This window comes from Acidobacteriota bacterium (genome assembly GCA_022562055.1).
In the GTDB taxonomy this organism is placed as follows: Bacteria; Actinomycetota; Acidimicrobiia; order Spongiisociales; family UBA5794; genus BMS3BBIN02.
The window spans coordinates 59452-84537 of sequence record JADFQA010000006.1; the positions used below are offsets into that span (position 1 = coordinate 59452).

At 59.9% G+C, this 25086-nt stretch carries 27 protein-coding genes and 2 tRNA genes; 19 read left to right on the forward strand and 10 right to left on the reverse strand.

Going from position 1 to position 25086, the window contains the following annotated elements:
- Nucleotides 1–15 precede the first annotated feature (15 nt).
- From IIC71_03190 to IIC71_03240, 11 genes are all read left to right on the forward strand, one after another.
- The gene (locus IIC71_03190) at nt 16–1419 is read left to right on the forward strand and encodes a cysteine--tRNA ligase (GenBank protein ID MCH7668196.1); all 1404 of its coding nucleotides are present in this window, start codon (nt 16–18) and stop codon (nt 1417–1419) included.
- Nucleotides 1394–2131 carry a 23S rRNA (guanosine(2251)-2'-O)-methyltransferase RlmB gene (rlmB, locus tag IIC71_03195; GenBank protein ID MCH7668197.1) on the forward strand — a complete coding sequence of 246 codons (738 nt, stop codon included), beginning with the start codon at nt 1394–1396 and terminating at the stop codon, nt 2129–2131. The genes IIC71_03190 and rlmB overlap by 26 nt, the downstream gene beginning before the upstream one ends.
- A 15-nt stretch (nt 2132–2146) precedes the next feature.
- Nucleotides 2147–2223: transfer RNA gene (locus IIC71_03200), tRNA-Thr, on the forward strand.
- Between the two features lie 419 nt (nt 2224–2642).
- Nucleotides 2643–2978, forward strand: a complete 336-nt coding sequence (locus IIC71_03205; GenBank protein ID MCH7668198.1) for a hypothetical protein — start codon at nt 2643–2645, stop codon at nt 2976–2978.
- A gap of 196 nt (nt 2979–3174) precedes the next feature.
- On the forward strand, nt 3175–3597 hold the full coding sequence (locus IIC71_03210; GenBank protein ID MCH7668199.1) for a hypothetical protein: 423 nt from the start codon (nt 3175–3177) through the stop codon (nt 3595–3597).
- The gene (locus IIC71_03215) at nt 3597–5159 is read left to right on the forward strand and encodes a multicopper oxidase family protein (GenBank protein ID MCH7668200.1); all 1563 of its coding nucleotides are present in this window, start codon (nt 3597–3599) and stop codon (nt 5157–5159) included. Before IIC71_03210 ends, IIC71_03215 begins: the two co-directional genes overlap by 1 nt.
- 311 nt (nt 5160–5470) lie before the next feature.
- Nucleotides 5471–6049, forward strand: coding sequence for a class I SAM-dependent methyltransferase (locus tag IIC71_03220; protein MCH7668201.1), 579 nt, complete (start codon nt 5471–5473; stop codon nt 6047–6049).
- Nucleotides 6050–6058: 9 nt separating this feature from the next.
- Nucleotides 6059–6511, forward strand: coding sequence for a pyridoxamine 5'-phosphate oxidase (locus IIC71_03225; GenBank protein ID MCH7668202.1), 453 nt, complete (start codon nt 6059–6061; stop codon nt 6509–6511).
- Nucleotides 6512–6642: 131 nt separating this feature from the next.
- Nucleotides 6643–6882 (forward strand): DUF3263 domain-containing protein, encoded by a 240-nt coding sequence (locus IIC71_03230; GenBank protein ID MCH7668203.1) that lies wholly within the window; start codon nt 6643–6645, stop codon nt 6880–6882.
- Nucleotides 6879–8189, forward strand: a complete 1311-nt coding sequence (locus IIC71_03235) for an AI-2E family transporter (protein ID MCH7668204.1) — start codon at nt 6879–6881, stop codon at nt 8187–8189. Before IIC71_03230 ends, IIC71_03235 begins: the two co-directional genes overlap by 4 nt.
- Before the next feature lie 17 nt (nt 8190–8206).
- Entirely contained in the window at nt 8207–9175 is a 969-nt protein-coding gene (locus IIC71_03240) for a CvpA family protein (protein ID MCH7668205.1), read from the forward strand.
- Here the strand turns inward: IIC71_03240 and IIC71_03245 are convergent.
- On the reverse strand, nt 9165–9884 hold the full coding sequence (locus tag IIC71_03245; protein ID MCH7668206.1) for a hypothetical protein: 720 nt from the start codon (nt 9882–9884) through the stop codon (nt 9165–9167). The two genes, IIC71_03240 and IIC71_03245, sit on opposite strands and share 11 nt — an antisense overlap.
- Nucleotides 9885–9951: 67 nt before the next feature.
- On the opposite strand from IIC71_03245, the gene IIC71_03250 reads away from it, so the two are divergent.
- Nucleotides 9952–10740 (forward strand): hypothetical protein, encoded by a 789-nt coding sequence (locus IIC71_03250; protein ID MCH7668207.1) that lies wholly within the window; start codon nt 9952–9954, stop codon nt 10738–10740.
- A gap of 42 nt (nt 10741–10782) precedes the next feature.
- Here the strand turns inward: IIC71_03250 and IIC71_03255 are convergent, their stop codons facing one another.
- The 5 genes from IIC71_03255 to IIC71_03275 all read right to left on the reverse strand — a co-directional run bounded on the left by IIC71_03255 (nt 10783) and on the right by IIC71_03275 (nt 13705).
- Nucleotides 10783–11670: a DMT family transporter gene (locus IIC71_03255; GenBank protein ID MCH7668208.1), complete on the reverse strand. Its 888-nt coding sequence runs from the start codon at nt 11668–11670 to the stop codon at nt 10783–10785.
- A 28-nt stretch (nt 11671–11698) separates the two neighbouring features.
- A tRNA-Arg gene (locus IIC71_03260) sits at nt 11699–11771 on the reverse strand.
- A 457-nt stretch (nt 11772–12228) separates the two neighbouring features.
- Nucleotides 12229–12813, reverse strand: coding sequence for a nucleotidyl transferase AbiEii/AbiGii toxin family protein (locus IIC71_03265; GenBank protein MCH7668209.1), 585 nt, complete (start codon nt 12811–12813; stop codon nt 12229–12231).
- Nucleotides 12777–13112 carry a nucleotidyl transferase AbiEii/AbiGii toxin family protein gene (locus IIC71_03270; GenBank protein MCH7668210.1) on the reverse strand — a complete coding sequence of 112 codons (336 nt, stop codon included), beginning with the start codon at nt 13110–13112 and terminating at the stop codon, nt 12777–12779. Before IIC71_03270 ends, IIC71_03265 begins: the two co-directional genes overlap by 37 nt.
- Nucleotides 13109–13705: a type IV toxin-antitoxin system AbiEi family antitoxin domain-containing protein gene (locus IIC71_03275; GenBank protein MCH7668211.1), complete on the reverse strand. Its 597-nt coding sequence runs from the start codon at nt 13703–13705 to the stop codon at nt 13109–13111. The genes IIC71_03270 and IIC71_03275 overlap by 4 nt, the downstream gene beginning before the upstream one ends.
- A 510-nt stretch (nt 13706–14215) precedes the next feature.
- Here IIC71_03275 and IIC71_03280 point away from each other — a divergent pair.
- Nucleotides 14216–14809, forward strand: a complete 594-nt coding sequence (locus tag IIC71_03280) for a SigE family RNA polymerase sigma factor (protein ID MCH7668212.1) — start codon at nt 14216–14218, stop codon at nt 14807–14809.
- Entirely contained in the window at nt 14806–15747 is a 942-nt protein-coding gene (locus tag IIC71_03285) for a hypothetical protein (GenBank protein ID MCH7668213.1), read from the forward strand. The genes IIC71_03280 and IIC71_03285 overlap by 4 nt, the downstream gene beginning before the upstream one ends.
- A 39-nt stretch (nt 15748–15786) precedes the next feature.
- Here IIC71_03285 and IIC71_03290 read toward each other — a convergent pair whose 3' ends face one another.
- Nucleotides 15787–18324, reverse strand: a complete 2538-nt coding sequence (locus tag IIC71_03290) for an HAD-IC family P-type ATPase (protein ID MCH7668214.1) — start codon at nt 18322–18324, stop codon at nt 15787–15789.
- Nucleotides 18325–18574: 250 nt separating this feature from the next.
- Here IIC71_03290 and IIC71_03295 point away from each other — a divergent pair, with 250 nt between their 5' ends.
- Complete coding sequence (locus IIC71_03295; GenBank protein ID MCH7668215.1) at nt 18575–18961, forward strand: hypothetical protein; 387 nt, start codon at nt 18575–18577, stop codon at nt 18959–18961.
- Nucleotides 18962–18969: 8 nt separating this feature from the next.
- On the opposite strand, the gene IIC71_03300 is transcribed toward IIC71_03295, so the two are convergent.
- A complete protein-coding gene (locus IIC71_03300) occupies nt 18970–20001 on the reverse strand; it encodes an IS110 family transposase (protein MCH7668216.1) in 1032 nt (343 codons plus the stop codon).
- A 316-nt stretch (nt 20002–20317) separates the two neighbouring features.
- On the opposite strand from IIC71_03300, the gene IIC71_03305 reads away from it, so the two are divergent.
- The gene (locus tag IIC71_03305) at nt 20318–21271 is read left to right on the forward strand and encodes a haloacid dehalogenase-like hydrolase (protein MCH7668217.1); all 954 of its coding nucleotides are present in this window, start codon (nt 20318–20320) and stop codon (nt 21269–21271) included.
- A 25-nt stretch (nt 21272–21296) separates the two neighbouring features.
- On the opposite strand, the gene IIC71_03310 is transcribed toward IIC71_03305, so the two are convergent.
- Nucleotides 21297–21665, reverse strand: a complete 369-nt coding sequence (locus IIC71_03310) for a DUF952 domain-containing protein (protein MCH7668218.1) — start codon at nt 21663–21665, stop codon at nt 21297–21299.
- A gap of 270 nt (nt 21666–21935) precedes the next feature.
- On the opposite strand from IIC71_03310, the gene IIC71_03315 reads away from it, so the two are divergent.
- Entirely contained in the window at nt 21936–22445 is a 510-nt protein-coding gene (locus IIC71_03315; GenBank protein MCH7668219.1) for a flavin reductase, read from the forward strand.
- Nucleotides 22446–22450: 5 nt separating this feature from the next.
- Here IIC71_03315 and IIC71_03320 read toward each other — a convergent pair whose 3' ends face one another.
- Complete coding sequence (locus IIC71_03320) at nt 22451–22861, reverse strand: thioredoxin family protein (GenBank protein ID MCH7668220.1); 411 nt, start codon at nt 22859–22861, stop codon at nt 22451–22453.
- 166 nt (nt 22862–23027) lie between these two features.
- Here IIC71_03320 and IIC71_03325 point away from each other — a divergent pair, with 166 nt between their 5' ends.
- Complete coding sequence (locus IIC71_03325) at nt 23028–23828, forward strand: thioesterase family protein (protein ID MCH7668221.1); 801 nt, start codon at nt 23028–23030, stop codon at nt 23826–23828.
- Nucleotides 23829–23830: 2 nt separating this feature from the next.
- Nucleotides 23831–25033 (forward strand): GNAT family N-acetyltransferase, encoded by a 1203-nt coding sequence (locus IIC71_03330; protein ID MCH7668222.1) that lies wholly within the window; start codon nt 23831–23833, stop codon nt 25031–25033.
- Nucleotides 25034–25086 lie beyond the last annotated feature (53 nt).

Sequence of the window (25086 nt, forward strand, 5' to 3'; positions counted from 1 at the left end):
ATAGCATTGTTTCTTATGAGGCTTTTTAACACTCTCGGGCGATCCCTCGTCGACTTTGACCCTCCCGCCGGTGCGGCGATCGGGATCTACGTCTGCGGACCGACGGTGCAAACAAAACCACATATCGGCCACGGTAGGGCGGCAGTTGCGTTCGATGTGCTGCGCCGGTATCTGTTGTGGCGCGGGTACGACGTGACGTATGTGCAGAACATCACCGATGTCGATGACAAGATCATTGCTGCTTCGATCGACCGGGGTGTCTCTTCGAGTGAAATCGCTGATGAGGCAGCCGCGGCGTTTTGTAAAGGCTACGAGATGCTCGGTGTGCTCCCTCCCGACATCGAGCCGAAGGCAACCGAGCATGTGCACCTTATGGTTGACATGATCAAGCAGCTCATTGAGCGTGGACATGGTTACGAGTCGGGTGGCGACGTCTATTTTCGGGTGCGCTCCTTTGACGGGTACGGAAAGTTATCTGGTCGCAACATCGACGAGCTGTTGTCCGGTGCTCGCGTTGAGCCGGGTGATCTGAAGCAAGACCCGCTCGACTTTGCCATGTGGAAAGCGGCGAAACCCGGCGAGCCATCGTGGCCGTCGCCGTGGGGCGAAGGGCGTCCCGGTTGGCACATCGAATGTTCAGCAATGGCCCGGGAGTACCTCGGCGACGAGTTTGCTATCCACGCTGGTGGTAACGACCTGGTGTTTCCGCATCACGAGAACGAGGTTGCGCAAGCAGAAGCTGCGAACGGGAAGACGTTTGCGCGGTTTTGGCTCCACAACGGCATGGTCAATCTCGCGGGCGAAAAGATGGCGAAGTCGACCGGCCACGTCATCGACCTTCTCGACACGTTGGAACGGTGGGACCCGGTTGCGGTCCGGCTGTTCTACCTCCGCACGCACTACCGCAAGCCGCTCGACTTTTCGGAAGCCGCGCTCGATGACGCCGTCTCGTCGCTGGAACGGTTGAGAGCGTTTCGTCGCCGTTTGCCTGGGCCGGTCACCGCGGCGCCTGACAGTGTGTTCCTTGATCGTTTCAGTGATTCATTGGCCGACGACGTCGACGTCGCCGGGGGGTTGGCTGCGCTCTTTGACGCGGTGCGCAAAGGCAACCGGCTTCTCGACGCCGGCGAAGACGCCGAGCCGGTCGTCGCTGCGTACGACGAGATGGTTGGCGTGTTCGGGCTTGGCGAACGCACTGTTGACCTGTCGGATATCCAAACGGCGGTCGAAGCGGTCGGCCTCGAGTTCGGTGTTGACGGTAACGCACCTGAGACAGTGCTCGATGGGTTGATCGCCGCCCGCAATTCAGCTCGCGCGGCCAAGGACTGGGCGACGTCTGACGCTATACGCGACGCTCTGATAGGGATCGGAATTACTGTGGAGGACACCGCCGATGGCGCACGCTGGTATCGGAGTTAAGGTCGAGGGGTTTCATGCCGTCCTCGCCGCCTTCAATCACGGACGAGTTCGGGTTCTCCACATCGAGCGAGGCCGCCTCAAACGCGACGAGTACGCCGATCTTGCCGATCGTGCAGACCGGGTCTGCAAGGTGGTCATCACCGGCGACGTTCGCCCGATGGCTGAGACGACCGCCCCGCAGGGGATCACCGCCGAATGTTCGCCGCTGGTCCTTGCAACGTTGCAGTCGGCGGTCGATCGGACAACGCCGGCCGCGCTGATCGTCCTCGACAAACTCGAGGACTCGCGCAACGTTGGCGCCATTGCAAGGTCCGCACTCGCCGCCGGGGTGTCAGGGATTGTGGTGCCGTCGCGCCGAGCTGCACCGCTGAGTTCTGCCACCTTCAAGGCCGCTGTCGGAGCCCTTGAGGAGATGGATGTTGTCGTGGTGAACTCTGTGGCAGACACCCTGCGTCAGCTTGCTGATCGCGGCGTGTGGCTGGTAGGTCTAGATGGGTCTTCGCAAGACTCGTTGTTTGCGTGTCAGTTGCTCACGGAACCGGTCGCTATCGTGGTTGGCGCAGAAGGTAAGGGGCTGTCTCGGTTGGTCGCGGAGCGCTGCGACGCACTGGTCTCCATTCCCCTTGCGGCGGGTGTCGAGTCGCTCAATGCTTCGGTGGCCGCGTCGCTTGCAGTGTTCGAGTTGGCACGGGCTAGGGGATCGGTAACCTAGCGTCTCAGATACTGTGCTGGCGTAGCTCAGTTGGCCAGAGCAGCCGCCTTGTAAGCGGCAGGTCATGGGTTCGAATCCCATCGCCAGCTCCAGCCCTCGCGACTTAATGCCGGGTCGAGGTACGACAGATGCCGCTTCTGGCCGGTTCGCGGTGTCGCGGTTTCTAGTTTTCCCGTGCTGCCCACACTGCAATTTGGAACCGGCCGGGCGGTTCGTCGCGTTTGAACCGGCAAGGCACTCGTCGGGCGTTGACATGTCCGGGTATTACGTTTTGACGGTACCGAAATGGGTTTTGCAGGGCTGAGGGGCGTTCGATAGTCGAGCTTCGTGCTTTCCGGACGATCTGGCTAAACCACTTGGGGCGCTCGAACGTCTATATGGTGTGACGATCCCGAATAGTGAGGCTCGATGGGTGGGTCGGAACCCCGAGTTCCGCAGGTGCAGGTGCCGGGTACCTTCGAGGTGCTGTACCGGGACGAATACCGCAGGGTGGTCGCGCTCGTGTACGGACTTGAGCGGCAGCGCCATGGTCGCCGAGGACCTCGCTCAGGAGGCGTTCCTGCGCCCTCACGCCGACTGGTCGAGCGTTGAGGACCTTGCGAATCCGTCAGCATGCGTGCGCCGCGTCGCAGTGAACCTTGCAATGTCACGGTTTCGTCGGCTCCGCTCTGAAACGGCGGCACTGCTGCGTCTTGTTCCCGCGCCCACGTTGATAGAAACCGCCGGTACGGATCACGAGGCGTTCTGGGGAGAAGTGAGGAAGCTGCCACGTCGCCAGGCCCAAGCAATCCCCCCCGCTGATGAGTCCAGCGCACCGGGCCGACGCGACTGGCGTATCAGCCGATAGTCCGACGCGCGCATTGTCTGAGCGCTCCGGAAGACCCAGACCGATTGGCTGACGCAGGAGAGTTTCGATGTCGGTACGATGCAACCCTGCCGGTCGCCGAACCGGTACACAAGTTGAATAGCGGAGGTAGATCACCCATGGCGTACGACTCGAACCAGGGTGCGAGCAGTCGCCGGTCGCTGAGGCAGGGTGTCAAGTGGCCTCACAGGTAGACAGAGACGGCCTCGGCGAACAGTCTGATGATCGTTCCGAGTGGATCGGCCGACGGGCAGCGCTGGTGTACCGCGTTCTGATAACGGTTGCCGCGGCGCTGCTGTTCAACCAGGCTATCCTCGCTGGCCAGTTTATGTCTGGCACGTTCGAGGCCCTGGAATTTCACCGTCTGGGCGCATCGGCTTCGGGTATTATCGCCCTGCTCGCCACCGCCAGCGCGGGATTGGCGCGGTTTCGGAAAAGGTACGCGTTGTGGCCAACCCTTCTGACAGCATCGTTGTTTGTGGCGATCCAGGTGGAGGAATTCGCTGGCGAACAACGGATGCTTGCCGTGCACATCCCGCTTGGCGTCGCCATCATCATGGCGGTCAGTTGGCTGACGGTCTGGGCTTGGCGAGAGTCCTGATGTCGATATCCCGTCGAGACTTTATTCGCGGACTGGCATGGGGGGGTATCGCCGTTGGTCTTGGTGCATCCTTCGTGTCGGGCTTGCCGGGATCGACCTCCACCGGACGTGTCCTCGTCAGTCAGCTACCGCTCCCGCAACCCTTCACTCAACTTCTGCGAATTCCGCCCGTCCTGACACCGATACGTTCAGACGACGCCGGCGATCACTATGAGATCCGCCAACGAGTGGCTACGGCGGAGATTCTGCCGGGCATCTCGACCACTATCTGGGGCTACAACGGCATCTTTCCAGGACCCACGATCGAGAGTCGACGCGGCCGGACAATTTCGGTCACGCACACCAACGAGCTGCCGGTTCCCACCGTAGTCCATCTTCACGGAGGACGGACTCCTCCTGAACACGACGGCTACCCACTAGATTTTGTGCTCCCGGTCGGCGCGGACGTACCGCTGCCGGACTACGTAGTTCGGTCGGGCGACATCAGTAAAGGCCGACGAGTTCACTGGTATCCGCTAGATCAGCCTGCCACGACGCTTTGGTACCACGACCATCGACTGGATTTCACTGGTCCTGGCGTGTGGAAGGGACTTGCTGGATTCCACATCATTCGCGATGACGAAGAAGATGCTCTTGGCCTACCTTCAGGGGAGCGGGAGCTACCGCTCATGCTCCTAGACCGTAGCTTCGACACCGATGGCTCGCTGCTCTATCCCGCGATTGACCCTCAGGGACTTGTGGATGTCGGGGTTACGGATGGGTTCGAGGCTGGCGTTCTCGGCGATGTCAATCTTGTCAACGGAGTTCCGTGGCCCACCGTTGAGGTAGAAGGGGCTCGCTACCGGCTCAGGTTCCTTAACGCGGCCAACGCCAGGCGCTACGACCTGCGTCTCGACCCACCGCCACCTGATGGGTTCGTTCAGATTGGTACCGACGGCGGCCTGCTGGCCCACCCGATTCAGCACGATCACATCGAAATGGCCCCTGCGCAGCGATTCGACGTGATCGTCGATTTTTCCTCTTATCAATCCGGTACCGTTGTCACCCTCGTCAACGATTTCGCCGACGGGCCTACTGGGCTTGTGATGCGTTTCGTTGTTGGTTCTAGGGCCGAAGACAGCAGCCGAGTGCCGGACACGCTCACGACCATTGAACCTCTCAACACGACATCCGAAGGAGTGATCACCCGCACGATGCGATTCAGCTCGGGCCACCTCACCCTCGACGCTAGAGACCGGCATACTTGGTTGATCAATGGCGAACCCTTCAGTCCCGACTCGGCGGCAGCACGTCCAGCGCTTGACAGCGTTGAAATTTGGAGGTTGGTCAGTGATTTTCACCACCCGATCCATGTTCATCTCAATTCGTTCCAGGTCCTGTCTCGCGGTTTGGGCGGTCCCGGCCCCTACGACAGCGGGTGGAAGGACACGATTGATCTCCGACCCTTCGAAAGCGCAGCCATCGCCGTCCGATTCGATGGATTCCCGGGGCGCTATGTGTTCCACTGTCACAACCTTGAGCACGAAGACATGGCCATGATGAGCAACTTCGTTGTGACCTGAGTCCTTCGTCGAGTCCTACTAGGGGACCAACATCCGGTGGACGGTCGATGTTGAGACTGCGTGATCAAGAACGTAGCGTCAACCTCTCGGGACCTTCACACCGTCAGACGCCCTACCAATTGGTACTTCCCGTCGCTGCTGGTTGACAACACGTCGGGCATCGTTATACACCCGCATTCACCTGTGGGATCTCGAGCTGCGTCCCCCGACATTCAGTGATCCGGATCTTGTTGCGACGTCATAAGTACCACAAGTGGGTGCTCGAACTGAGCTGGTGGGATCCGCTGCAGCGGGCTGCCTACGATGTCTGCATGACACATGTCGAAAGTAACGAACGCGAACGGTGGAACGAGCGGTACACCGAAGCCGGGTGGGCCGAGGATCCCTCGCCGTGGCTGATAGCAAACGCCGATCTGCTTCCCCCACCCGGTCGCGCCCTCGATGTTGCCGGCGGGACCGGGCGCAACGCCATCTGGCTTGCGTCACGAGGTTGGGATGTCACCGTTGCCGACGTGTCCGACGTCGCCCTCACGCTCGCGACCGAACGCGCCGCCACCCTCGACGTTGCGCTCCACACTCAGCGCACTGACCTCGGTGCAGACCCGCTGCCCGACGGCCCCTGGGATGTCTTGTTGCTCTTCCACTTCCTTGAACGGGCGTTGTTTCCACGAATCGCATCAGTACTCCGCCCGGGTGGTCTGCTCATAGGTTCGCTCGCAACCGTCACCAACCTCGAACGTCATAAACGGCCACCGCGTCCGTATATTCTCGACGACAGTGAACTTCCAAGCCTCATTCATGACCTCGATACCCTGCGGTACGAAGAAGACTGGCGGGATGACCACCACGAGGCCCGCTTTGTCGCCCGGCGGGCTTCTCACCGACCGTAGAAGGACACCATGAGAGCCACCGTCAACCTTGAATCAGTTCGAGCCAAGCTTGCGACAGAGACCGGTCTCGTCGAAGTCGTCACGATCCGCAAGTCAGGCAAGCCGCTCATCTCCGTCGTCAACGCCGGGATCATTCTCCATCCCGGCGGTACGCACGACGTCGTCGCGTTCGTCTCGCTCGGCAACGCCGTCAAACTCCAACACCTGCGTAACCGCCCCGAAATCACCCTTGCCGTCCGACGCGGCTGGGAATGGATAGCGGTAGACGGGACCGCAGAACTCGCCGGTCCCAACGACCCTCATCCCGATGTGGCGCCGGACGCCGTCCCCGGCCTGCTCCGATCGATCTTCCTCGCCGCCGGTGGAACCCACGACGACTGGGACGAGTTCGATCGCGTCATGGTGGATGAACAACGCTGCGCTGTGCTCATCACCCCCGACCGCGTTTACCCAACCTCGTAGACAATCCGGCGCCAAAGTCGCCCTCATCGGCCGCCGGCGGTCCACAAGATTGAGGCGAACTGCAGAGGCGCATCGACACCGTGGGAGGCGAAATACGCAGAAATGTTGCCATTGGTATATAGCCTTCGCGCATGTTGTCTGATTGTGAGCGGCGGGTACTCGACTTTGAGGGATGCTGGTGGCAGGCCACCGGGCCGAAACAGCGGGCTATCCGTGTCGGCCTTGACATGTCAATGGTGCGTTACAGCCAAATACTGCGCAACGTGATCGATGATCCCGAGGCGCTCGTGTACGCACCATTGGTGACCCGCAGGCTACGTAGGCGACGTGATCGGACGCGGCCTGGTGCGCTTCGGCGGGACTGGCGATGAGTTCGGAGGAAACTAGGTTCGACGCCGACAAGTTTTCCTTTGCGGCATTCGGGATCGCTGCATGGGCGATCCTGGGCGGGCTTCTGGTGTTGGCGGCCTCGCTGTGGATACTGACAAAGGCGCGGGTCGTGCTTGCGCCGATGGTGCTTGCCATGGTACTGATCTACCTTCTGAATCCAATCGTATCCCGCCTCCACGAACGCGGCCTGCACCGTCTCCTTGGGTCGTTGGTCGCGTTTGCGCTGATGTTTGGTTTTTTCGGTCTTGTCGCGGTCTTGGTCGCACCTTCGGTGACATCGCAAGGTAGCGAACTCACCACAGGGTTCGAAGACATCTTCAACAACACTGCCACCGAAATTGAACGAATTGCAACATCGGTCGGCTTCGACGACGTTTCACTGTGGACGTACGAGGAGTTCAAAGAGTTTCTCGGCGCGCCCGAACAGCGTGCAGCTCTCCTCGATCAGGTCCAACTGCGGCTTGGGTCGATCACGTCGAGTCTGCTTGAGGCGCTGCTTGTTCTCTTCGTATCGCCCGTTGTTGCGTTCTACCTGCTGATCGACCTTCCGCGTCTGCGCAAGGCTGCAGTAGCGCTACTACCGGCAGATAGCAGCGATGAAATCATCTACGTCTCACGCAATGTCGGCAACGCGATTGGTGGATTTTTGCGTGGGCAGGTGTTTGTCGCGGTTGTAGTCGGGATCATGATGAGCTTCGGTTTTGCTCTTATTGGTCTCAAGTTTTGGCTCATCATTGGGATGGTTGCCGGGTTCCTCAACATCGTGCCATTCATTGGACCATGGGTTGGCGGTTTCATGGGAGTGGTGGTCGCGCTGGCAACGGCCGACCTACGGACTGCACTGTGGGCAGCGGCCATTGCGCTCATCGTCCAACAGATCGACAATAACTTCATCTCGCCGACCGTTTTGCGAGCAACTGTGCGAATCCATCCCGCCGCGATTGTGCTTGTGTTGTTACTCGGCGGGGGCTTGGCCGGAATCTGGGGTGTGTTACTTGCGGTCCCGCTGACAGGCGCCCTCAAAATTGTTGTCGGCCACTTGTGGAGAACCCGGGTGCTCGGAGAAGAATGGGACGAAGCGTCTGCGCCGATCATTCCTGAGTCGGAGATATACGCGCCCATGTTTGCTCGCCTCAGGTCTCTCGACACAGCAACAACTCCGCTGCGTTCCGATCCGACTACACCTGGACCCGACGACACGGCGAACGAGTTTGACAGTGTCGGTGCTGGAGACATAGTCGCCGACAACGACGACAATGATCCCGAGCACGACGACGCCTCGACCTGAGTCGGGGGCGCACCAATATGTTGGATATCGGGATTCTCGTCATTCTTGGCCTTCTCGCCCTGCGGGGCTGGTATCGGGGATTGGTGCGGTCAGTGGTGTCGCTCTCCGTACTTGTCATAGGGGCATACGTCGCTTTCACAATGTCTGGAACCCTTGCGGGGACTGTCGAAGGGATTTCAGGCCTACCGCATGACCCGTCGCGGATGGTCGCATCGGTCATCATCTTTCTTGCCATTTCGACAGCCGGGGCCGTGACGTCCGCCATCCTCCACAAGGGAATCCGGTTCCTGCCCGGGCTGACGACCCTCAACAGACTCGGAGGCGCAGCACTTGCATTCGTCACCGGTTCGCTCGCGGTCCTCCTGTTGTTGACGCTTGTGAGGCTCAGCTCGTTCAACGACAGTCTCGACGAGCTATTCGCGGACTCGGAGATCGTCTCCGCGTTCACCGAGGCTGATGGAGTGCCCCAGCGGCTGCTCACCATCGTCACAGGTGACCGTCTGCCTCAGGCTCTTCTCACCATTCAAGAACTTGTGGGCGATCAAAGGGTCGTTGTCGCGCCCGGGGTAAACCAGCGTATCCCGAGCGGCGATGTCGACGACATAGAATCACTGCCCGCGCTTGCACAGATCGCCGTGGAACTTATCAACCGTGATCGCGTTGGGAAAAACGTTCCGGCGTTGGCACGATCGGACGCTCTGGCGGCGGTTGCAACCGAGCATGCGGTTGCGTTGCTAGCGGAGGGGAACGTGTCGTACGTGTCCGAGGACGGCAGCATTGAGCAACGACTCGACGACGCAAACATTCTGCGCACCGAGTTTCAAGCCGCCGTCGTTCTAGCAGTGTCTCCATACAGCGCGGTCGAGGGTCTCGCCGAGCATGCCTGGTCGTTGCCGGTTGTTGCAGATGCTGATGTGACCAAGATCGGCGTTGGTGTCGCCACTACCGGTGTCGTCCAGGTGTACGTTGTGATCGTTAGCCGTTAGGTGCGGCTGGCTTGGCTCTTCTTCTGCGCCACACGAACACGGCGAGAACGACTCCACCGGCGGCAGCCGCGGCCACGGGAACATAGTTCGATGACTCGGTCGCCGCCGCCCTTTCGCTGACGTCGGCGACTGCCATGATCGTGCGAGGTGGGTCAAGCAACGTGAAGTCCCAGATCAGCACGCCATCCTCCGTGACCCGATCAGCATTGTGCTCAATGACCTCGCCAGGCATGTCAACAGCGGCGCTGATCGTGATGAACTGCGAGATCGTCTCAAGCCCCACCGGTGCGTTGTCTGGGACGTTGGCCGCCAGGTCAAACACGAGTGTTCCCGTCAGTGTCACCTCATCATCTACACGGACGAAGGACGCCTCCTTGATCGCGGACAGGTCAGAACCCACCGCAAACATGTTCTTCAGATCGTCAAACTCAGCGTATGTGCCGGCGGCCGTTGTCCTTGTGAAGTCCCCGTCGCGCTCTTCGGTGATGGTCACCGTGGAGGTGTTGATGCCAAGCAACTCAAAGAAGTCTTCGGGACTCACCGCCTGCCCACCCTGGTCAATGAGATCGCGCATCTGGTCGTCGACCGAAAACACCAATGCTCCCGTTCCCGAACCGTCCTCATTGAGCTGCATCTCAACCGCAATGTCCATTCGGCACGCCGACAGGACGAGAGCGAACGCTGCAACGACCATCATTTTTCGCATCATCGAACCTCCCGACCGCGGTCGCCAACGATAGGCAAACCTGGTGTCTACGCGGCCGTATCCTGTGCTCATGGATCAACTGCCCGTGCCCCTGACTGTCACGGAGGCCTTCGTCGCTGCCTTTCGGCCATACGTGGAGCGTGTTGTTGAGGATATCGGCCTGCCAGCTTCGGAGGGAGTCGACGACGCGATCTCGATCGGCGAACAGTGGCTCGAGACCGAACTCGCCGAAATGTCGAAGACTCCGGCGCACGAACTGCGCCACGGCCCGCTCGAGATCTTTCGCGAAGCGACCCGATTTCCCACCGCAGCTCTTGAGGCCGCAGGCGTCGTGCCGACGACCCGTGGGGATGCGGAGCGGCGAGCCCTGCCGGGCGATGTGTATGGCATTGCACCGGCGACGTCGCGCGACCTCGGTGCGGATGCGTTCAATGCGCACGTCGCGTGGGGCGTCGAACGAGCGCAAGGTTTCAACATTGATGTCACGCCGCGCCCCGTTGCCCCCAAGGCCATGCAACCACCGGTCGCCGCGATCGCTGATGCTGACCCCCAACTGCGCGAGGCCATCACAGCTTCGGTCAAGATTCTTGGCTACACCGCTACTGCATGGCGCAACCCCGGCGAAGCAGATGCAGCGGTGCAAAAGGGGGCAGTCAGCGTGGCGATCATTTCGGCTGACCATCCCGCTGCCGACGAAATGCTGCGCATCTGCGTAGCCAAGGACGTCCCAGTATTCGTCACTGGTGAGAGTCTCGACGACCTGTCTCAGGCCAGGTTCACAGCCCTGGGGGCCGTCGGTGTCGTACCGACACAACTGTTTGTGCAACAGGCATCCAGACTGCTTCCCAAGATCGGGTAATCCGCCTAGCGCCCGCCTAGTTGCGCGCGGGGACCGGCACAATCAGACGGTCGCTTCCGACTTCGCCTTTGAAACACCCGCGAGGTTGGTGCCGATGACCCCGGCGAGTACCAGCACCAGGCCCAGCCACTGGAGGCTGTTGGGGTCTTCGCCAAAGATGATCATCGCCCACAGGACCGTAAGCCCCGGCTGCACCAGTATCGCCATGGACGCTTGCAGCGCCTTCAGGTGGGGGAGAGCAAACGTGATCAGCGCCCACCCCACCGCTTGCGGTCCAATCGCGAGAACAATCAACCACCCATGTGACGGCCATGTCAAAGTGAATGACACCGATTGCGGCATCAGCACCGCCGCCGCGAACCCAGCAATGGTCACGCCGATGACGGCGTCGAACAATCTTGTTGCCGCAGACGTGTCAGTTCCTCCGGCTGCGCGCAACAGCAAGATGAACTGGGCGTAGAAGAAGCCCGTGAGGACGCCGTAGAAGACCCCGCGAGTTGGGTTCGCGCCATATGCGCCTGACGTGCCGAGACCAGAGATGAGCACAATGCCCAGAAAGATGATGGGAATCATCGCGGCCGCGCGGCGGTCGACGCGCTCCCGAAACACGACGACGGTAGCGAGGCCGATCCAGGCAACCTGAGTCGCAACAAGCACGGTCGCCGCGCCGGCGCCAACGTCCGCGATGGAGTTATGCCAAAACGAAAGGTCAACACCAAGAGCGATACCTGCCAGCAGGCCGACGCCGTGCTCCTTGGCGGTCCGACGGGTTTTTCCGCGATCCAAGAAAACCAGCAGCCCAACCGCGGGGATCGCATAGAGGCCGCGGAACACAGTCACTGTCACTGGTTCGGCACCGGCCAGTCTGACCAGGATTGCGGAGAACGAGATGACGACGGTGCCCGCAAACGCTGACAGCAGTGGTTTCATACGTGGCGTTTTTCGGGTTGCGGGTGGGCGCCCTCGGGAGGATTCGAACCTCCGACACCCGGCTTAGGAGGCCGGTGCTCTATCCCCTGAGCTACGAGGGCCAATAGTCCTGAGACCCTTGGCGCGCTGCCCGTTTGGACGTCCTGGGCAGATCGACGCGATCGCCCTTTTTGCGCATGGGTCGCACCATAATGAGCATCGGCCGATTTAGCGAGACCCCTAGGAGATACGCGAGCGGGTGCTTCGGCCGGCCGGAAGGACTCTACGCCGAACGGCGATTCGGGGTTCTACGCCGCAGTTTGACATCCTGCCCTGCCGAAACTTCCAGCCTGGCGACCGTCGTCCCAACCCGCGCGGCACCCTTGCTTCTCCACGAACCAACACTGTCAGTCGTCACCGACCGGTTCTATCCACACGAACATGGCCGATCGCTGGCCTGTCGTCGCTATGCCCGATCATGTGCACTGGCTTTCTGGCGACCATGGCAACGCGTGACAGCACGGTCGAATTTTCCGTATCCTCCAAGACTGTGGCACTTGGTCGGGCCGACTTCCGTCGTCACCAACCTGATGTTCGCGACCAAGTGTGGCCGGTCACCCTGTTCAATATCACGGGATCGGCGAAAGCGGCGACGATATCAAGGACGGCTTCAAAGCTGTGAGGGAACCGGCCGGTGAGTGCCTGATTTCTCAACCACAGCATCCACTGTGTCTGCGCCTGATCCGCGAATCCGGTCAGAGTCTCAGCGAGAGGGCGCAGGTCGATCTTGCGATACTCGGCGACGACGCGTAAGGACTCGTGCATGGTGGAGCCGTCTATGTCATTCGACCGGACGATGGCGAGGATGTCTGAGAAGTCACGCCATCGAGTATTTGCGGCTCCACGCGATGCAGCGGTCGCGATCTTCTCGGCCAGGACCATGGTGATCGGGAAGCTCAAGATCATGATCGGGCGTAGTCCGGGCACAACAGATTCGATCTGGGTGATCTCCGGTTCTGGTGAAATCGGATCTCCGATACTGAAGTCGATCTTCAGTCGAAGATTCGCCGAGTCAACTGAGGCGGCCATTGCAACGCGAATGCCGCTGTACTCGTCCTGATCTCGTATTAGCGTCCCACTTGTCGACTCGATCTTGAACTCGATACCTCGGGACGCTCAATCGACGCGATTCGAGTTGCCACTGCTTTGAGAGATTCGATGTCATTGGGGATTCTGAGGGCCTGCAGATCGAAGTCTCGTGTCGGTCGCCGTTCAGCGAAAGCGCTGATCAACATACCGCCTTTCAGCACGAGCTGCTCGGAGTAGACGGACTTGGAGGCGCGAGAGATGAACCCCTCCATGACGTAGAGTGTCAGGAGTTCATCCGTGGGACGCCCCAGGTCCCGCGCGAGTCGCTGTATCGACAGGTATCGCTCCCGTGCAATGTCATGGTCGAGTGTCACAGGAGAATCTCGAAGTCTCGTCGAATAGCTGATTTCGCTTTTGGGAAATGAGACGCGATCTCCAGTAGCGCGGCCGGATATGATCCGGGCTGACGTATCCAGTTTCTCAAGGCCTCTCGGCCTAGCTCAGCACCCTGAATGTGACTCATTCGATACGCATCGCAGATCGATCGCTCGGGAGAATAGAAGGCAATGGGAAGGCCAGACTCAGGGTCCTTCGGGAGTCGTCCGATGGTGAATGTCTTTGCTGAGAACCAATGCCATGTGATGGGGAGAGAGGTTTTCGGGCTTCGAGTTCCGCGTTTCAGTGCGATGTCGATTCTCGACGGAATACCGTCGATAAGGTCCGCGTGTGACAACGCAGATGCTAGACAGAGGGTTGCTTCTCGTTTAATGAGCGTGATGTTGATCAGAGCAAGATCTTCGACCACCGAGCCGGCTCGGCTGTAGAGTCCGTGCTCGATCCTTTGAATCACTTCGGAATTTGTCAGGCGCTTCAGCCGACGATCAGTCAGGCCCGCATCGCGGGCTTCGCGCCACCTGAACACTGTCGGTAGGTCGCTGGGGATTTGGTTGTTCGGCTGGTCGATCACTGTGGCTCCTTATAACCTGCGGTGTCGAACCCCGGCCATCTACATGGTCGCACCGTGTCCATCGCTAGCGGGTTTCTTCGCCGGGGCCGCTCGTTTGAGAATTGCGCGTTGGCGCGAATCTCCGAAACGTGGTTTCGGAGGCTGGTGCTTTATCACTCGAGTTGTGTGGGCTTGCTGGGAAACGGGGCTTTACCATTGCTATCGGTTCGTCACCATTGTTGGGCAACTCCGGTACACTTACAGAACGAGATGAGTGCTCGCGGCGGAAAGCCCCTACGCCGGGATGGGCGCATTGCGCAACATCCTGTCATTCGCCCGAGAATCAGCTTGTCTCTGTGAGCGGGTGATCCAACCGGCTCGTATGTGAACGCCGCCGCCGGATGCAGGGTCCTCCCCCCACCGCCCACATCCACCAGGCGGCGTTCACGCGATCTCAAGTTGGTCCGTGCAAGGGGCGATACTTGAGTGGGAGTAAACCTTCTGTATCGCTCAAGCGTGTAACAGGCGTACATGACGCTTCGAAAGGCTACGTCTCAGGCGCAGGTTCCCCGTTCAACCGGGGACCCGTTTCGTGACGTCCCGACTCCCTTTTCGGGACCGGCAGTTGTGGCTGCGACACGGCCGTTCGAAGCGTTCTATCAGCAGGAGTATCGATCCGTGCTCGGTCTTGCATACGCATTGAGTGGAAGCTCATCAGGTGCCGAAGATCTCACACAAGAGGCCTTCTTGGCTGCCCACCGCAACTGGGACAAGATTTCGATGTACGAAAAACCCGAAGCGTGGGTCCGTAGGGTGCTCGCCAATCTATCCGTGTCTCTGTTCCGCAAGGCGGCGCGTGAAGCGCGGGCTCTTCTCAAGATGGGTAAACCTGACGACGTGCTACCAGCCCTTGAGGCTGAAGACGCTGAGTTTTGGGCTGCGGTTAGGTCGCTGCCGCGACGCCAATGTCACTCGCTTGCGCTCTTCTATCTTGAGGATCGCAGCGTTGCGGACATCGCCGAAATCCTCGAGTGCTCGCCCGCAACGGTAAAGGTGCACCTACACAAGGGCCGCAACAACCTCGCCAAGAAGCTGGGTACCGTGCAGGGGGAGGAATCGTCATGACTTCTCTAGACCTTCGGGCACAGCGCGCGGCAGCCGGTATACGCGCAAGTGTTGCGGCGTCCCCCGCCACGCCGCCGATCGACTTCCGCGGTGCGGCGCGCATGCGCTTCATGACACAGGCAACCATGGCGGTGTCCGCTGTGGCGGCCGTAGCTGCGGCGTTCGTCATCATGGGAACGGTGATCCAGACGCCGGCACCCGTCCCAGTGGCACCCGCCGCCTCGACAACGACATCGTCGACCTTAGCTCCGTCGACTACCGACGTTCCTGCCACCACGACAGCCCCGACCCCGGCGGTTCCGACCTCCGAGGTTCCGCCCGTACCGACGGAGACGACAACGACAACCGTCGTCACTACCACTACGACGCATACCACGACCACCACAACATTGGCTCCGGATACCACGCCACCGGATTTCAAGATCCTCTCTCCCGAGAACAACCAAGTGTTTCAAAACAAGGTCGTCACGTTCTCTGGGACGACAGAAATCGGGGCCAAGGTGTTTGCGGGCCGATACGAAGCAACCGTTACCGGCACCGGCGAATGGAGCATCGCGCTGACTCTTTCCCCAGGACGCAACGTCGCGACGCTGATTGCTACGGATGCGGCAGGCAACGAGACTTCGGCGACGGTGGTTGTGTTCCTAGAGGCTACCGAGCCGAAGCCAGATCGCGACTGGGAGTTCACCGCCCATCGGGTGAATGGCTCGTCGAGCGAAACTCCGCCGTTTGACGTTTACTGGGGGACTGGCAAGCCGGGGACCGTCATCCAGGTCCTATCCGAATACGGGTCGAAATCGACCGAGATCGACACTGACGGAGACTGGGAAGTCTTGGTGCACTTCTCAACCGCGCCGGCGAACATAGAGTTTCAGGTCAAGGTCAACGATTTCGAAGGTTCGGAACTCACGTTCGGATTCATCTACCGCGTCGAGTAGGGCAACACTGCGCCGCCTGAAACCGTAGTCCGCACATCGTCAGTAGTCGCTGTGACCATCTACCCACTCGATGTCAGCCAGCGGGTCATCTGCGAGCGCGTCACTGACCGGTGGGTCGTTGGTCGGTTCAAGTGTGGTCTCGGCATCGTCGCCGAACGTCGTGACCGTTTGTCTGACGATGGTCCCCAGATCCCTCCATGTAGCGCTCTGCAGCGGTGGGTGCTCTCGTAGGACTGTTGGCACTGCCTTAAGCCAACCGACCGCACGCAGCGCAACGATCATCAGGAATCCGGCCAGTCCGGTCACTCCGAGAGCTGCCATCGAAAGCGTCAAGTTGGGAAGTCTCAATTCGAAGAAATCGCGCGACGCTGGCAGCAGGAAAAGCAACGTGAGCATGCCCGCCATGCCTCCGACGAGCCACCGTTTCCAGTCGACAATCGGTCGAGCAACCATTGCAAGGCTGACAATACCGAGGGCGGCGAGCACGAATGTTGCCGTTGTTCGCGCCTCTATGAGGTCCAGGTTCTCCTGGATCGCCATCTCGTAGGCGCTGAAAGTGGCGACCCCGGCTGCCAAGCCGACAGGGATTGCGAATCGCAGCACCCGCATGACGAACCCGCGCCGGACCCGTTGTGTGGTAGGTGCCAATGCCAGGAAAAACGCGGGGATCCCGATCGTCACCGTTCCTACGAGAGTCAGGTGTCGCGGCAGAAACGGGAAAGGTCGCGCCGCAAAACCAACTGCAATTGCAAGGAACAACGCGTAGACGGTCTTGGTGACGAACAGGTTGGCGACGCGTTCGATGTTCGAAATGACCTTCCTGCCCTCTGCTACGACGTGCGGCAGAGTGTCGAACCGGCCGTCGAGCAGTATTAGCTGCGCAACCGCACGCGACGCCGACGCTCCCGACCCGACAGCGATACCGATATCGGCCTCCTTGAGAGCTAGAACATCGTTGACACCATCGCCCGTCATTGCGACCGTGTGCCCCCGACTCTGCAGGGCGCGGACCATGGCTTGTTTCTGGTGCGGGCTCACACGACCAAACACGGTGGTCGCTTCCATTACCGATGCGAGTTGTTCTGGGTCAGAAGGTAATTCGCGAGCGTCCACCACGCTTTGTGATCCGGGAACCCCAACCGCCTGCGCGATGGCCGCGACGGTGTCTGGGTGATCACCGCTGATGACCTTTACCTGCACACCTTGGCTGGCAAAATAGCGGAGGGTCTCGGCGGCGTCAGGTCGGATCACATCGCCGAGACACAGCAGCGCCTCGGGTGTGATCTTCGCCGGCAGTGCGTTATCGATCAGGGGTTGAGGTGATGAAGCGACCATCATCACGCGGAGGCCGCGTTTTGAAAGCCGCGTCACCTGCTCGGTGACCTCCTCGTCGCGTGGGGTCAAGACATCGGGTGCTCCGAGCAGCCAGGTGTTGGAGGAACCGAAAGTCGCGCCGCTCCACTTGCGCTCGGACGAGAACGGGACGACTTTGCCCTCTGGCCAGTTTGGTGTGTGCGGATATGCGGCGGCGATGGCGGACATCGTTGGGTTCGGTGTCGGATCGAGACCCGCGAGGACTGCAATGGCGTCGCTGACATCGTTGCCGCTGAGCGCTATGACCTCCGTTACGTCGAGGCGGCCCTCTGTGAGCGTGCCGGTCTTGTCGAAACACACGATGTCGACGCGGGCGAGTCCTTCGATCGCTGAAAGTTCCTGTACGAGAACGTTGCGTTTTCCGAGCCGCACAACGCCAACTGCAAAGGCCACAGACGTCAGGAGGACGAGGCCCTGCGGAATGATGCCAACGGCTCCCGCCACAGCGGACCTCAGTGCCTCGATCCAGTCGCCACCCGTTCGTAGCTGGTTCCATGTGAGCAGAACAATGATCGGCCCGATGACCCAGGTGATTCCTTTGAGGAGGAGGTCGATACCGTCGCGGAGCTCGCTACGTACCATGACGAACTGCCTGGCCTCGTTCGCAAGCTTGCGGGCATACGCATCTTCTCCGACGCGGCTTGCCATAAACGTGCCCGTCCCCGCAACAACGAACGAACCCGAGAGTACCTCAGCGCCCTCTGTCTTTACGACCGAATCTGCTTCACCGGTCAGCAGCGACTCGTCGATCTCAAGGCTGGCCGATTTGACGACCTGGCCGTCCACCTGAACCTGGTCTCCTGTCTTGATCCTGACGAGATCGTGGAGCACAATCTCTTCGACTGCTAGCTCAATTGTGACACCGTCTCGGATCACCGTTGCTGACGGGGCTGCCAATACCGTCAGCTCGTCGAGGGTGCGTTTGGCACGGATCTCCTGCACGATTCCGATAAGGGCGTTAGAAACCAGGACTCCACCGAAGAGGGCGTCCGGTACCGAGCGGACGATGAGCAGGACCACGGCGAGCAATGTGCCGAGCAGAATGTTGAATCTGGTGACGACGTTGCTGCGAACGATGTCGGCGATTGTTTTTGTCGGGCCGTCGTCCACCGCGTTGACATGGCCTGCCTCCACGCGCTCCGCCACCTCTCGGCGGCTAAGCCCGTTCCGCTCGTAGTCTGCTTGGCGAGCTGAGATCGTCATACTTTCGAGGATACTGTGATTCGCACCGGAAGCTCCCGAGACGCCGTCTTCAAAGAATCGCCTCTGCCGTTATGCGGGAGTCCAAAAACTATTCGTCGTTGCTCTCTGATGCGGTTGTCCTTGTCGCAGATCAAGGCCGAATGCCCCAAGCAACCGTCCGTTGCCCGCTATCAACATCCGTTTGCGCGGATACCCGGCCAACGAGTTACACTCGTGTAAGTACACGGCTGTAAGGGGCTGAACAATGGTAATGGCGGCACAAGTCACATGGACTGAGAGCGACCGGGTCGCAACCGCTGCGGTGCGCGGTTATGCACTCCAGTTGGAGGCGGCGGTCACCGCGCCACTCATCGAAATGGTCGATGGCACGACAGACGATGCGACGGGAGGCCTGCTGTGCGCGGTGGCAGGTGAACGGCGCGCCGTTGAGATCGTACTCGACGACACCGTTGATGCAGGCTGCTTGATGAGTCCGATCTGGTCTCTCGACCAGCGCGGTTGGAACGTCACGGTGCTGGTTCCGCTGGCGCAGATGGGGGAGGCGCATTCCTCCCTGCGGGGTGTTCCGTGCATGCTTCAGCCATGGTGGAAGGTGTTAACCGGCGACGTCGTATTCGGCTCGCCTGAGATTCCCTAGTTGAGCTCCTATGTCAAGGCGGAGGTTGTCTGGGGGGTGGTGAGCGTGGTCCAGATGCGGTCGGAGATTTGTCGTTTTAGGGCGCGGATGGCTTCTCGTTTGGTCTTTCCGTCGTTCAGGCGTTTCTCGAAGTAGCGGCGGCCTTCGGTGTCAGGTCGGGCGATCTGGGTGATCGCAGCGATGTGGATGGCCTTGTTGAGTTGGCGGTTTCCACCCCGGTTGAGACGGTGGCGGCGGCGGCGTCCTGAGCTGGCTTCGAGGGGTGTGGTGCCGTTTGCCATGGCAAATTTGGCTTTCGTGGCGAAACGTGTCGGGTCGCCGACCTCGGTGAGGATGTCGGCCGCGACGATGGGTCCAATGCCATCAATGTCGAGTAGTTGCGTCCCGGTCGCTGCCACGGTCGTTTTGATCTCCTTGCCGAACGCGTCGATCTCGCGGCCGAGCGCAAGGATCGACGTGATGCGCTTGCGGGCGATCCTCGCAGCGGTCGACCGGTCCTTGGCGAGCAGGTTCCGGCAGTGTTGGAGCGACTTGACCGATCCGATTCGGGTGGCGATCTGGCGGTGGTAGCCGACCCTGATCTGTTCGAGATCCGAGTGAAGCCGATTGATTGCCCGGTTCTGCTCCCCGACGAGTTCTCGGCGATAACCGACAAGAATCCGAAGGTCCTCGATCGGGCCAGAGGGCCGCGGGTTTGGCAGGTCGTCGTCACGCAAACCGATCCGGCCGATCAGTGTTGCATCAACCTTGTCGTTCTTGGTGTTCGAACGCTGACCCTTGCGGGCTGCAGCAGTCATCTGCGGCGGGACCTCGACCACCTCGACGCCTGCGTCGAGCAACGTCAACGCCAACGGCCGGCCATAGCCACCCGAACCCTCGATCGCCACCTTCACACAACCCGACACCTCCAACCAGTCGATCACCTGACGGTGACCGTCGATAGTGTTCTCGATCGGTCGATACTCGACCAGGCGGCCAGCGTCATCCAGACGAGCCGCCGCCAACAGATCTTTATGGGAGTCAATCCCGATGATGGTCACAATATGTACCTTTCTCTCGACGATTCCGTTTTCTGGCAGAATCGGCTCGAGTGGTGCGCACACATGCGTTGGGTCACCGACTCCAGGATCTCACGCTCCTATCAAGCGACATCACCCGAGCCAGCCACCGGTGGGGAGACACTCAACTAGAAAGCCACCACCCGAAACGGGCAGGGCATGTGACAATGAGTCATCCCCACCGGTATCTGCTAACCGAATTCAAACACGCATGTGACAACCGGGGAGTCACCGACCCGACGCGATAACATGGCCGGACCGTTGCCGCCCTCGGGGCGGGCTGCACTAACCTAATTGCATGCCACCACCTCTCTATACGCAATCGGTTATTGCCTGTGTGTGGGACTTTGACAAGACGTTGATCCCGGGAAACATGCAAGGGCCGCTGTTCGCCGAGTACGGCGTTGATGAGAGCGAGTTTTGGGGCGAAGTAGGCGGTCTGATCAAGTTTCACGAACAACGCGGCGAGATACTCGATACCGACATGGCCTACCTACTGCACATCCTTACCTACGTTGAGCGCGGAATCTTTAAGGACCTAACCAACGCCACGCTGAAACGCCTCGGCGCCGAACTTGTGCCAGTGCCCGGGATGCCCGATTTCATGGCGGCCTCACGGAAACATGTCGAGGCAAACCCCGAATTCGCCAAAGAGGCGATCACTGTTGAGCATTACGTCGTCTCCACCGGACTCCGACCAATGATCGAAGGATCCGTGTTTGCATCGCACATCGACGGCCTTTGGGCGAACACGTTCGTGGCGGGTCAGGCAGGCCCCGGTTATCGAGATCGCCTCGACGTTGCCAGTGGGGATCAAGGGACCGTGCGCCATATTGGACTCTTCATCGGAAATACGTCCAAAACGCGGGCGATTTTCGAGATCAACAAGGGCACAAACAAAAACCCTCAGATCGATGTGAATGCCCGCATGACCGAGGAGCAACGCCGGGTGCCGCTGCGCAACATGATCTACATTGCCGATGGCCCAAGCGATGTCCCCGTATTCTCAATTCTCAATAAGGCCGGTGGTAAAACACTTGGTGTTTACAACCTCGAACCGCGCAACAATTACAAACAAGTGAAAGAGCTCGCCGACCAGGGGCGAATCCAAGGGATGGCCGAGTCCGACTTCCGCGAGGGCAAAGCGGCGCATCTGTGGATGATCGACTCGATCGACCAGATCGCATATGAGATCGCCGAGTCGAAGCAGCGCGCACTGGCGGCGATCAAGAACCCCCCGGGTCACGCCTAACGCGATCGCGGTGCTTCACGATGTCTCACGGCCGGCCGAGCAATCGCGGCAGGCTGTAACTGCCATCTGGGCCGGACGGGAAATCGACCACTTCAACCACGGCGTCGATGTTGAGTGCGCCGTACAGGTGCGGATACTCTGTCCCGCTTTCGTAGCAATCTTCGAATACGATCGGCGCTGTGAGTGTCGCGCTGTCGATCATCAGCAGGACGAGTCCTGCTTCGCCGCGGTACAGCGAATTTGCAACCCCCACGACTTGGTCGGGAAGCGAACAGTGAATAAAGCCCTCGGTCGTCACGCTCGCCGGTGAGTAGGCCCCCTGTTGCTGAGCTGTCTGCCACTCCTCTTTTCGGCAGATGTGCACAACGGTGCGTGGTGGCACGGATGTAGTCATGGCACACTGGTTGTTTCGACATCGGTGTAAACCGCGGTGGTACCGGACCGGTTCGAATCGCAGATGTTTCGTGAAGGCGCTGTATGAGTCGCCCATATGCGCCGACCGGTTGCTCTCATGGTGGTAGATCTCGCTGCCGGTTCTTTAACGCCTGTTCGCGTCTAGCTGTGCCAAGGGAACTGTTACCGGCGGAACGCGTTCGTGCCGTTGGTCCGGTCCCTGCAGTCTACGGGGCAGGTACTGTGTGTCTACCCACCCTGGAGGAACTCGATGCCGCTAGAGCCGACAACGATCAACAAGATCATGTGGTCCATTCCGAACATCCTCTGCCTCATCGGGTCGCGCCACGAGGACGAGTGGAACGGCATGACTCAGTCATGGGTGACGCAGGTCGCAATGGAGCCTGTTCTGATTGCGATTTCGGTTGATGCCAAGGCGGTCACGAACAAGCTGATTAAAGCCAGCGGTTCCTTCTCGGTGAACATCTGGTCGCGGTCAGACACACGTCCGTTTGTGAAGTTTTCCAAACCCGCAACCAAGGAGGGGATGGCGCTCAACAGCCGTTTGATTGTCGAGAAGGTCACCGGTGCACCGATTTTCGAGGAAGCAATTGCCTACCTCGATTGCACTCTTTGGGAGACCGTTGCTTGCGGAAGTCACGACCTCTTCATCGGTGAAGTTGTCGATGCCGGCATCCCCAGCGGCGACGAAATAGGTGAAGTAGCGCGAATGGAAGACACCCGCATGAAATACGGCGGTGTGAAGCGCGGCGGTCAGTGAGGGTGTCAGCCCCCTAGGACGGCCCCGTTCGACAACATAACCCGCTGGAGCTGATCCTTCTTGACGAGTCCTGTGGTACGCCAGCGCTGGGTGGCGCTGCGTTCACCCTGAGGCTTGTCGCCAGGACGGACCTTCTTGCGCTTTTTCACGGGTGGTTTGGCCAGCAACACAAGCGTTGGTGTGGACCGCACCTTGTATTTCATCGCGGCACCGTGGACCTTGCGGATGTCTACCTTGAGCACATGCGCCGAAGCACCAAACTCATCAGAGATCTCGTTGATGATGCCATCCATCACCTGGCACGGTCCGCAGCCGATCTGCATGAAGTCGAGCAGAACCGGCTTACCGGTAGCGACGAGTTCGTCAATCTCGGACAGATGGCTGATTTTCTTGGCCTTGGTGCGGCGTCGGAACATAGGGTGTTCGGCTCCTGTGTGATCTCCGAGATTGTAACCCCGGCTCGCTGCAGCGCATTCCCTACGCTCCGCCCATCTGCACGCCGACCTTTGCTGTGCTGAGTCGTCTGCGAGTGGATGGCTGGACTTCTAAGCTGTGCGGCTGAATGACCGAGGGACGGTGTGGATGCACGAGTTCGATGTTGTTACTGCGATAAACCAAGAGGGCGAAGGTCTGTTCATCGCCGAACTCGACAAAAGTTGGCACGTTGGGGGAGTGGTGCACGGTGGTTATGTGTTTGCAATCGCTGTTGAAGTAGCTCTTGCCGCGACCGGCAGGCCAGACCCACTCACGGTGACGATGCACTTTCTCGGCAAAGCTGTTGGAGGCCGAGTTGAAATTCGCGCCGACGTGGTGAGCGAATCGCGAAGGTTTTCATCTGTTCGGCTTGATTTCGTTCAGAACGGCGAGACTTTTGCGACCGCGATCGCAATGTGCACCGACCTCACCCTTGGCGGCGCCCACATACTTGTCGACATGCCCCAGCCAGAATATTTGTCGCCCGGCCAGTGTTTTCGTGCTGAGGCATCGGGTCCGTTCGCGCCGATTGGGATACTGGACAAGGTCGACTTGCGTGCCGAGCCGAGCCTGGCAGGCTTTATGGTGGGAAAGCCGCTGGGCAGGGCAGAACTCGGTGGGTGGATACGATTCGATGGCCGAGAGCCGGATCTTAAGGCTCTAGCGATGTTTACGGACAGCTTTCCGCCGACTCTGATCAACACGAACACGGAACTTGGATGGACACCGACACTCGAGCTCACGGTGCATTTCCGCAAACGCCCCGCGCCCGGGTATGTGAAAGTCAGGTTCGATTCTCATGTGTTGACCGACGGTTATCTCGAAGAGAGCGGCGTGCTGTGGGATTCCGACGGCGATGTTGTTGCGATGTCTCGGCAGTTGTCGCTGCTGCCGATCAGGGCTTTGTAGCGGTGTCCGATGTAACGATCCGGCGGCCGCGGGAAGACGAGTACGACGAGATCATCGCGGCGTCGTCTGTGCCATTCTCGTTCGATCCCGACGAGACGTTTGAACCACTGAAAGCGATGTTCCCCACCGATCGGATGTTGATTGGTGACGATCGCGGGCAGATTGTGGGAACGAGCGCCGCCCATGCTTATCGGGTCACGATACCGGGAGGGTCGAATGTGGGTGCTGCGGGGATATCGTTCGTAACGGTGCTACCCACCCACCGCAGGCGCGGGGTAATGCGGGCAATGATGCAAGGCCTTTTTGAGGATGCTGCCGACGCCAGCGAGCCCCTGGCTCTTTTGTGGGCGACCGAAGGCGGTATCTATGGCCGGTTTGGGTTTGGCCCCGCTGTGGAAACGGTCCGTCAACGTATCGATTCGTCCAGGACGACGCTCGTTGCCGCCGATCAGCCTTTGGGCGCGGTGCGAATCGTCGACCGCGACGAAGCAGTCCGGGTCTTTGCGACGATCCACGCCGAGGTTGCCGGCCTGCGCCATGGGACGTTGCATCGTTCTGACCCGTTTGCCGAGTACTACCTGCACGATTACTCGTGGGAGAAAGAGGGACACACAAAGCCGCGGTTTGCGTTGTACGAAGGTGACGACGGCAAGGGTTACGTCGTGTTTCGAACGAAGAGCGAATCCCCTGGGACAGTGCGGTTCGAAGAGATGTTTGTGACTTCGTTAGCAGCGCGCCGGGCATTGCTCGCGTTCGGTCTGGGTTTCGACATGCGGCGGGACCTCGTTTTATGGGGGCGTCCGGGGGACGACCCCGTGCGATGGATGCTGACCAACCCGTATGCGATGAAGACTGAGGATTGGGATTACGTGTGGTATCGGCTTGTCGATCTCAAGGCGGCGCTTGAGGCCCGGCGATACGAAACTGACGGGTCGATCGTGCTGGAAGTGATCGATGAGCAGCTTGACCACAACAACGGAACATGGAAGGTCGAGATTACGGCCGGTGTAGCTTCGGTCGAGCGCACTGCAGCGACACCCGATCTCACTATGCCGACCGACGTGCTTGCGGCCTTGTACATGGGTGGGAGACGTCTGTCGGGGATTTCAGAGGCGGGTGTAATTGTTGGCGATGCGAGCAAGCTCGCCCTTCTCGACCGGCTGTTTCGTACAACGACCGTGCCGTGGACGGCCGAGGAGTTTTAGACACTGCACGCGCTAAAACCAGGTTCCGGTTCTTCGAGAACACGCAGTCGAAC

Bases quoted from the DNA above. Each gene is read 5' to 3' on its own strand.
- IIC71_03250 (MCH7668207.1), top strand. From the start codon at position 9,952: ATGGATCAACTGCCCGTGCCCCTGACTGTCACGGAGGCCTTCGTCGCT.
- IIC71_03320 (MCH7668220.1), bottom strand. From the start codon at position 22,861: ATGTTCCGACGCCGCACCAAGGCCAAGAAAATCAGCCATCTGTCCGAG.
- IIC71_03285 (MCH7668213.1), top strand. From the start codon at position 14,806: ATGACTTCTCTAGACCTTCGGGCACAGCGCGCGGCAGCCGGTATACGC.
- IIC71_03325 (MCH7668221.1), top strand. From the start codon at position 23,028: ATGCACGAGTTCGATGTTGTTACTGCGATAAACCAAGAGGGCGAAGGT.
- IIC71_03230 (MCH7668203.1), top strand. From the start codon at position 6,643: ATGTTGTCTGATTGTGAGCGGCGGGTACTCGACTTTGAGGGATGCTGG.
- IIC71_03190 (MCH7668196.1), top strand. From the start codon at position 16: ATGAGGCTTTTTAACACTCTCGGGCGATCCCTCGTCGACTTTGACCCT.
- IIC71_03235 (MCH7668204.1), top strand. From the start codon at position 6,879: ATGAGTTCGGAGGAAACTAGGTTCGACGCCGACAAGTTTTCCTTTGCG.
- IIC71_03215 (MCH7668200.1), top strand. From the start codon at position 3,597: ATGTCGATATCCCGTCGAGACTTTATTCGCGGACTGGCATGGGGGGGT.
- IIC71_03290 (MCH7668214.1), bottom strand. From the start codon at position 18,324: ATGACGATCTCAGCTCGCCAAGCAGACTACGAGCGGAACGGGCTTAGC.
- IIC71_03310 (MCH7668218.1), bottom strand. From the start codon at position 21,665: ATGACTACATCCGTGCCACCACGCACCGTTGTGCACATCTGCCGAAAA.
- rlmB (MCH7668197.1), top strand. From the start codon at position 1,394: ATGGCGCACGCTGGTATCGGAGTTAAGGTCGAGGGGTTTCATGCCGTC.
- IIC71_03245 (MCH7668206.1), bottom strand. From the start codon at position 9,884: ATGATGCGAAAAATGATGGTCGTTGCAGCGTTCGCTCTCGTCCTGTCG.
- IIC71_03220 (MCH7668201.1), top strand. From the start codon at position 5,471: ATGACACATGTCGAAAGTAACGAACGCGAACGGTGGAACGAGCGGTAC.
- IIC71_03305 (MCH7668217.1), top strand. From the start codon at position 20,318: ATGCCACCACCTCTCTATACGCAATCGGTTATTGCCTGTGTGTGGGAC.
- IIC71_03255 (MCH7668208.1), bottom strand. From the start codon at position 11,670: ATGAAACCACTGCTGTCAGCGTTTGCGGGCACCGTCGTCATCTCGTTC.
- IIC71_03315 (MCH7668219.1), top strand. From the start codon at position 21,936: ATGCCGCTAGAGCCGACAACGATCAACAAGATCATGTGGTCCATTCCG.
- IIC71_03240 (MCH7668205.1), top strand. From the start codon at position 8,207: ATGTTGGATATCGGGATTCTCGTCATTCTTGGCCTTCTCGCCCTGCGG.
- IIC71_03280 (MCH7668212.1), top strand. From the start codon at position 14,216: ATGACGCTTCGAAAGGCTACGTCTCAGGCGCAGGTTCCCCGTTCAACC.
- IIC71_03295 (MCH7668215.1), top strand. From the start codon at position 18,575: ATGGCGGCACAAGTCACATGGACTGAGAGCGACCGGGTCGCAACCGCT.
- IIC71_03225 (MCH7668202.1), top strand. From the start codon at position 6,059: ATGAGAGCCACCGTCAACCTTGAATCAGTTCGAGCCAAGCTTGCGACA.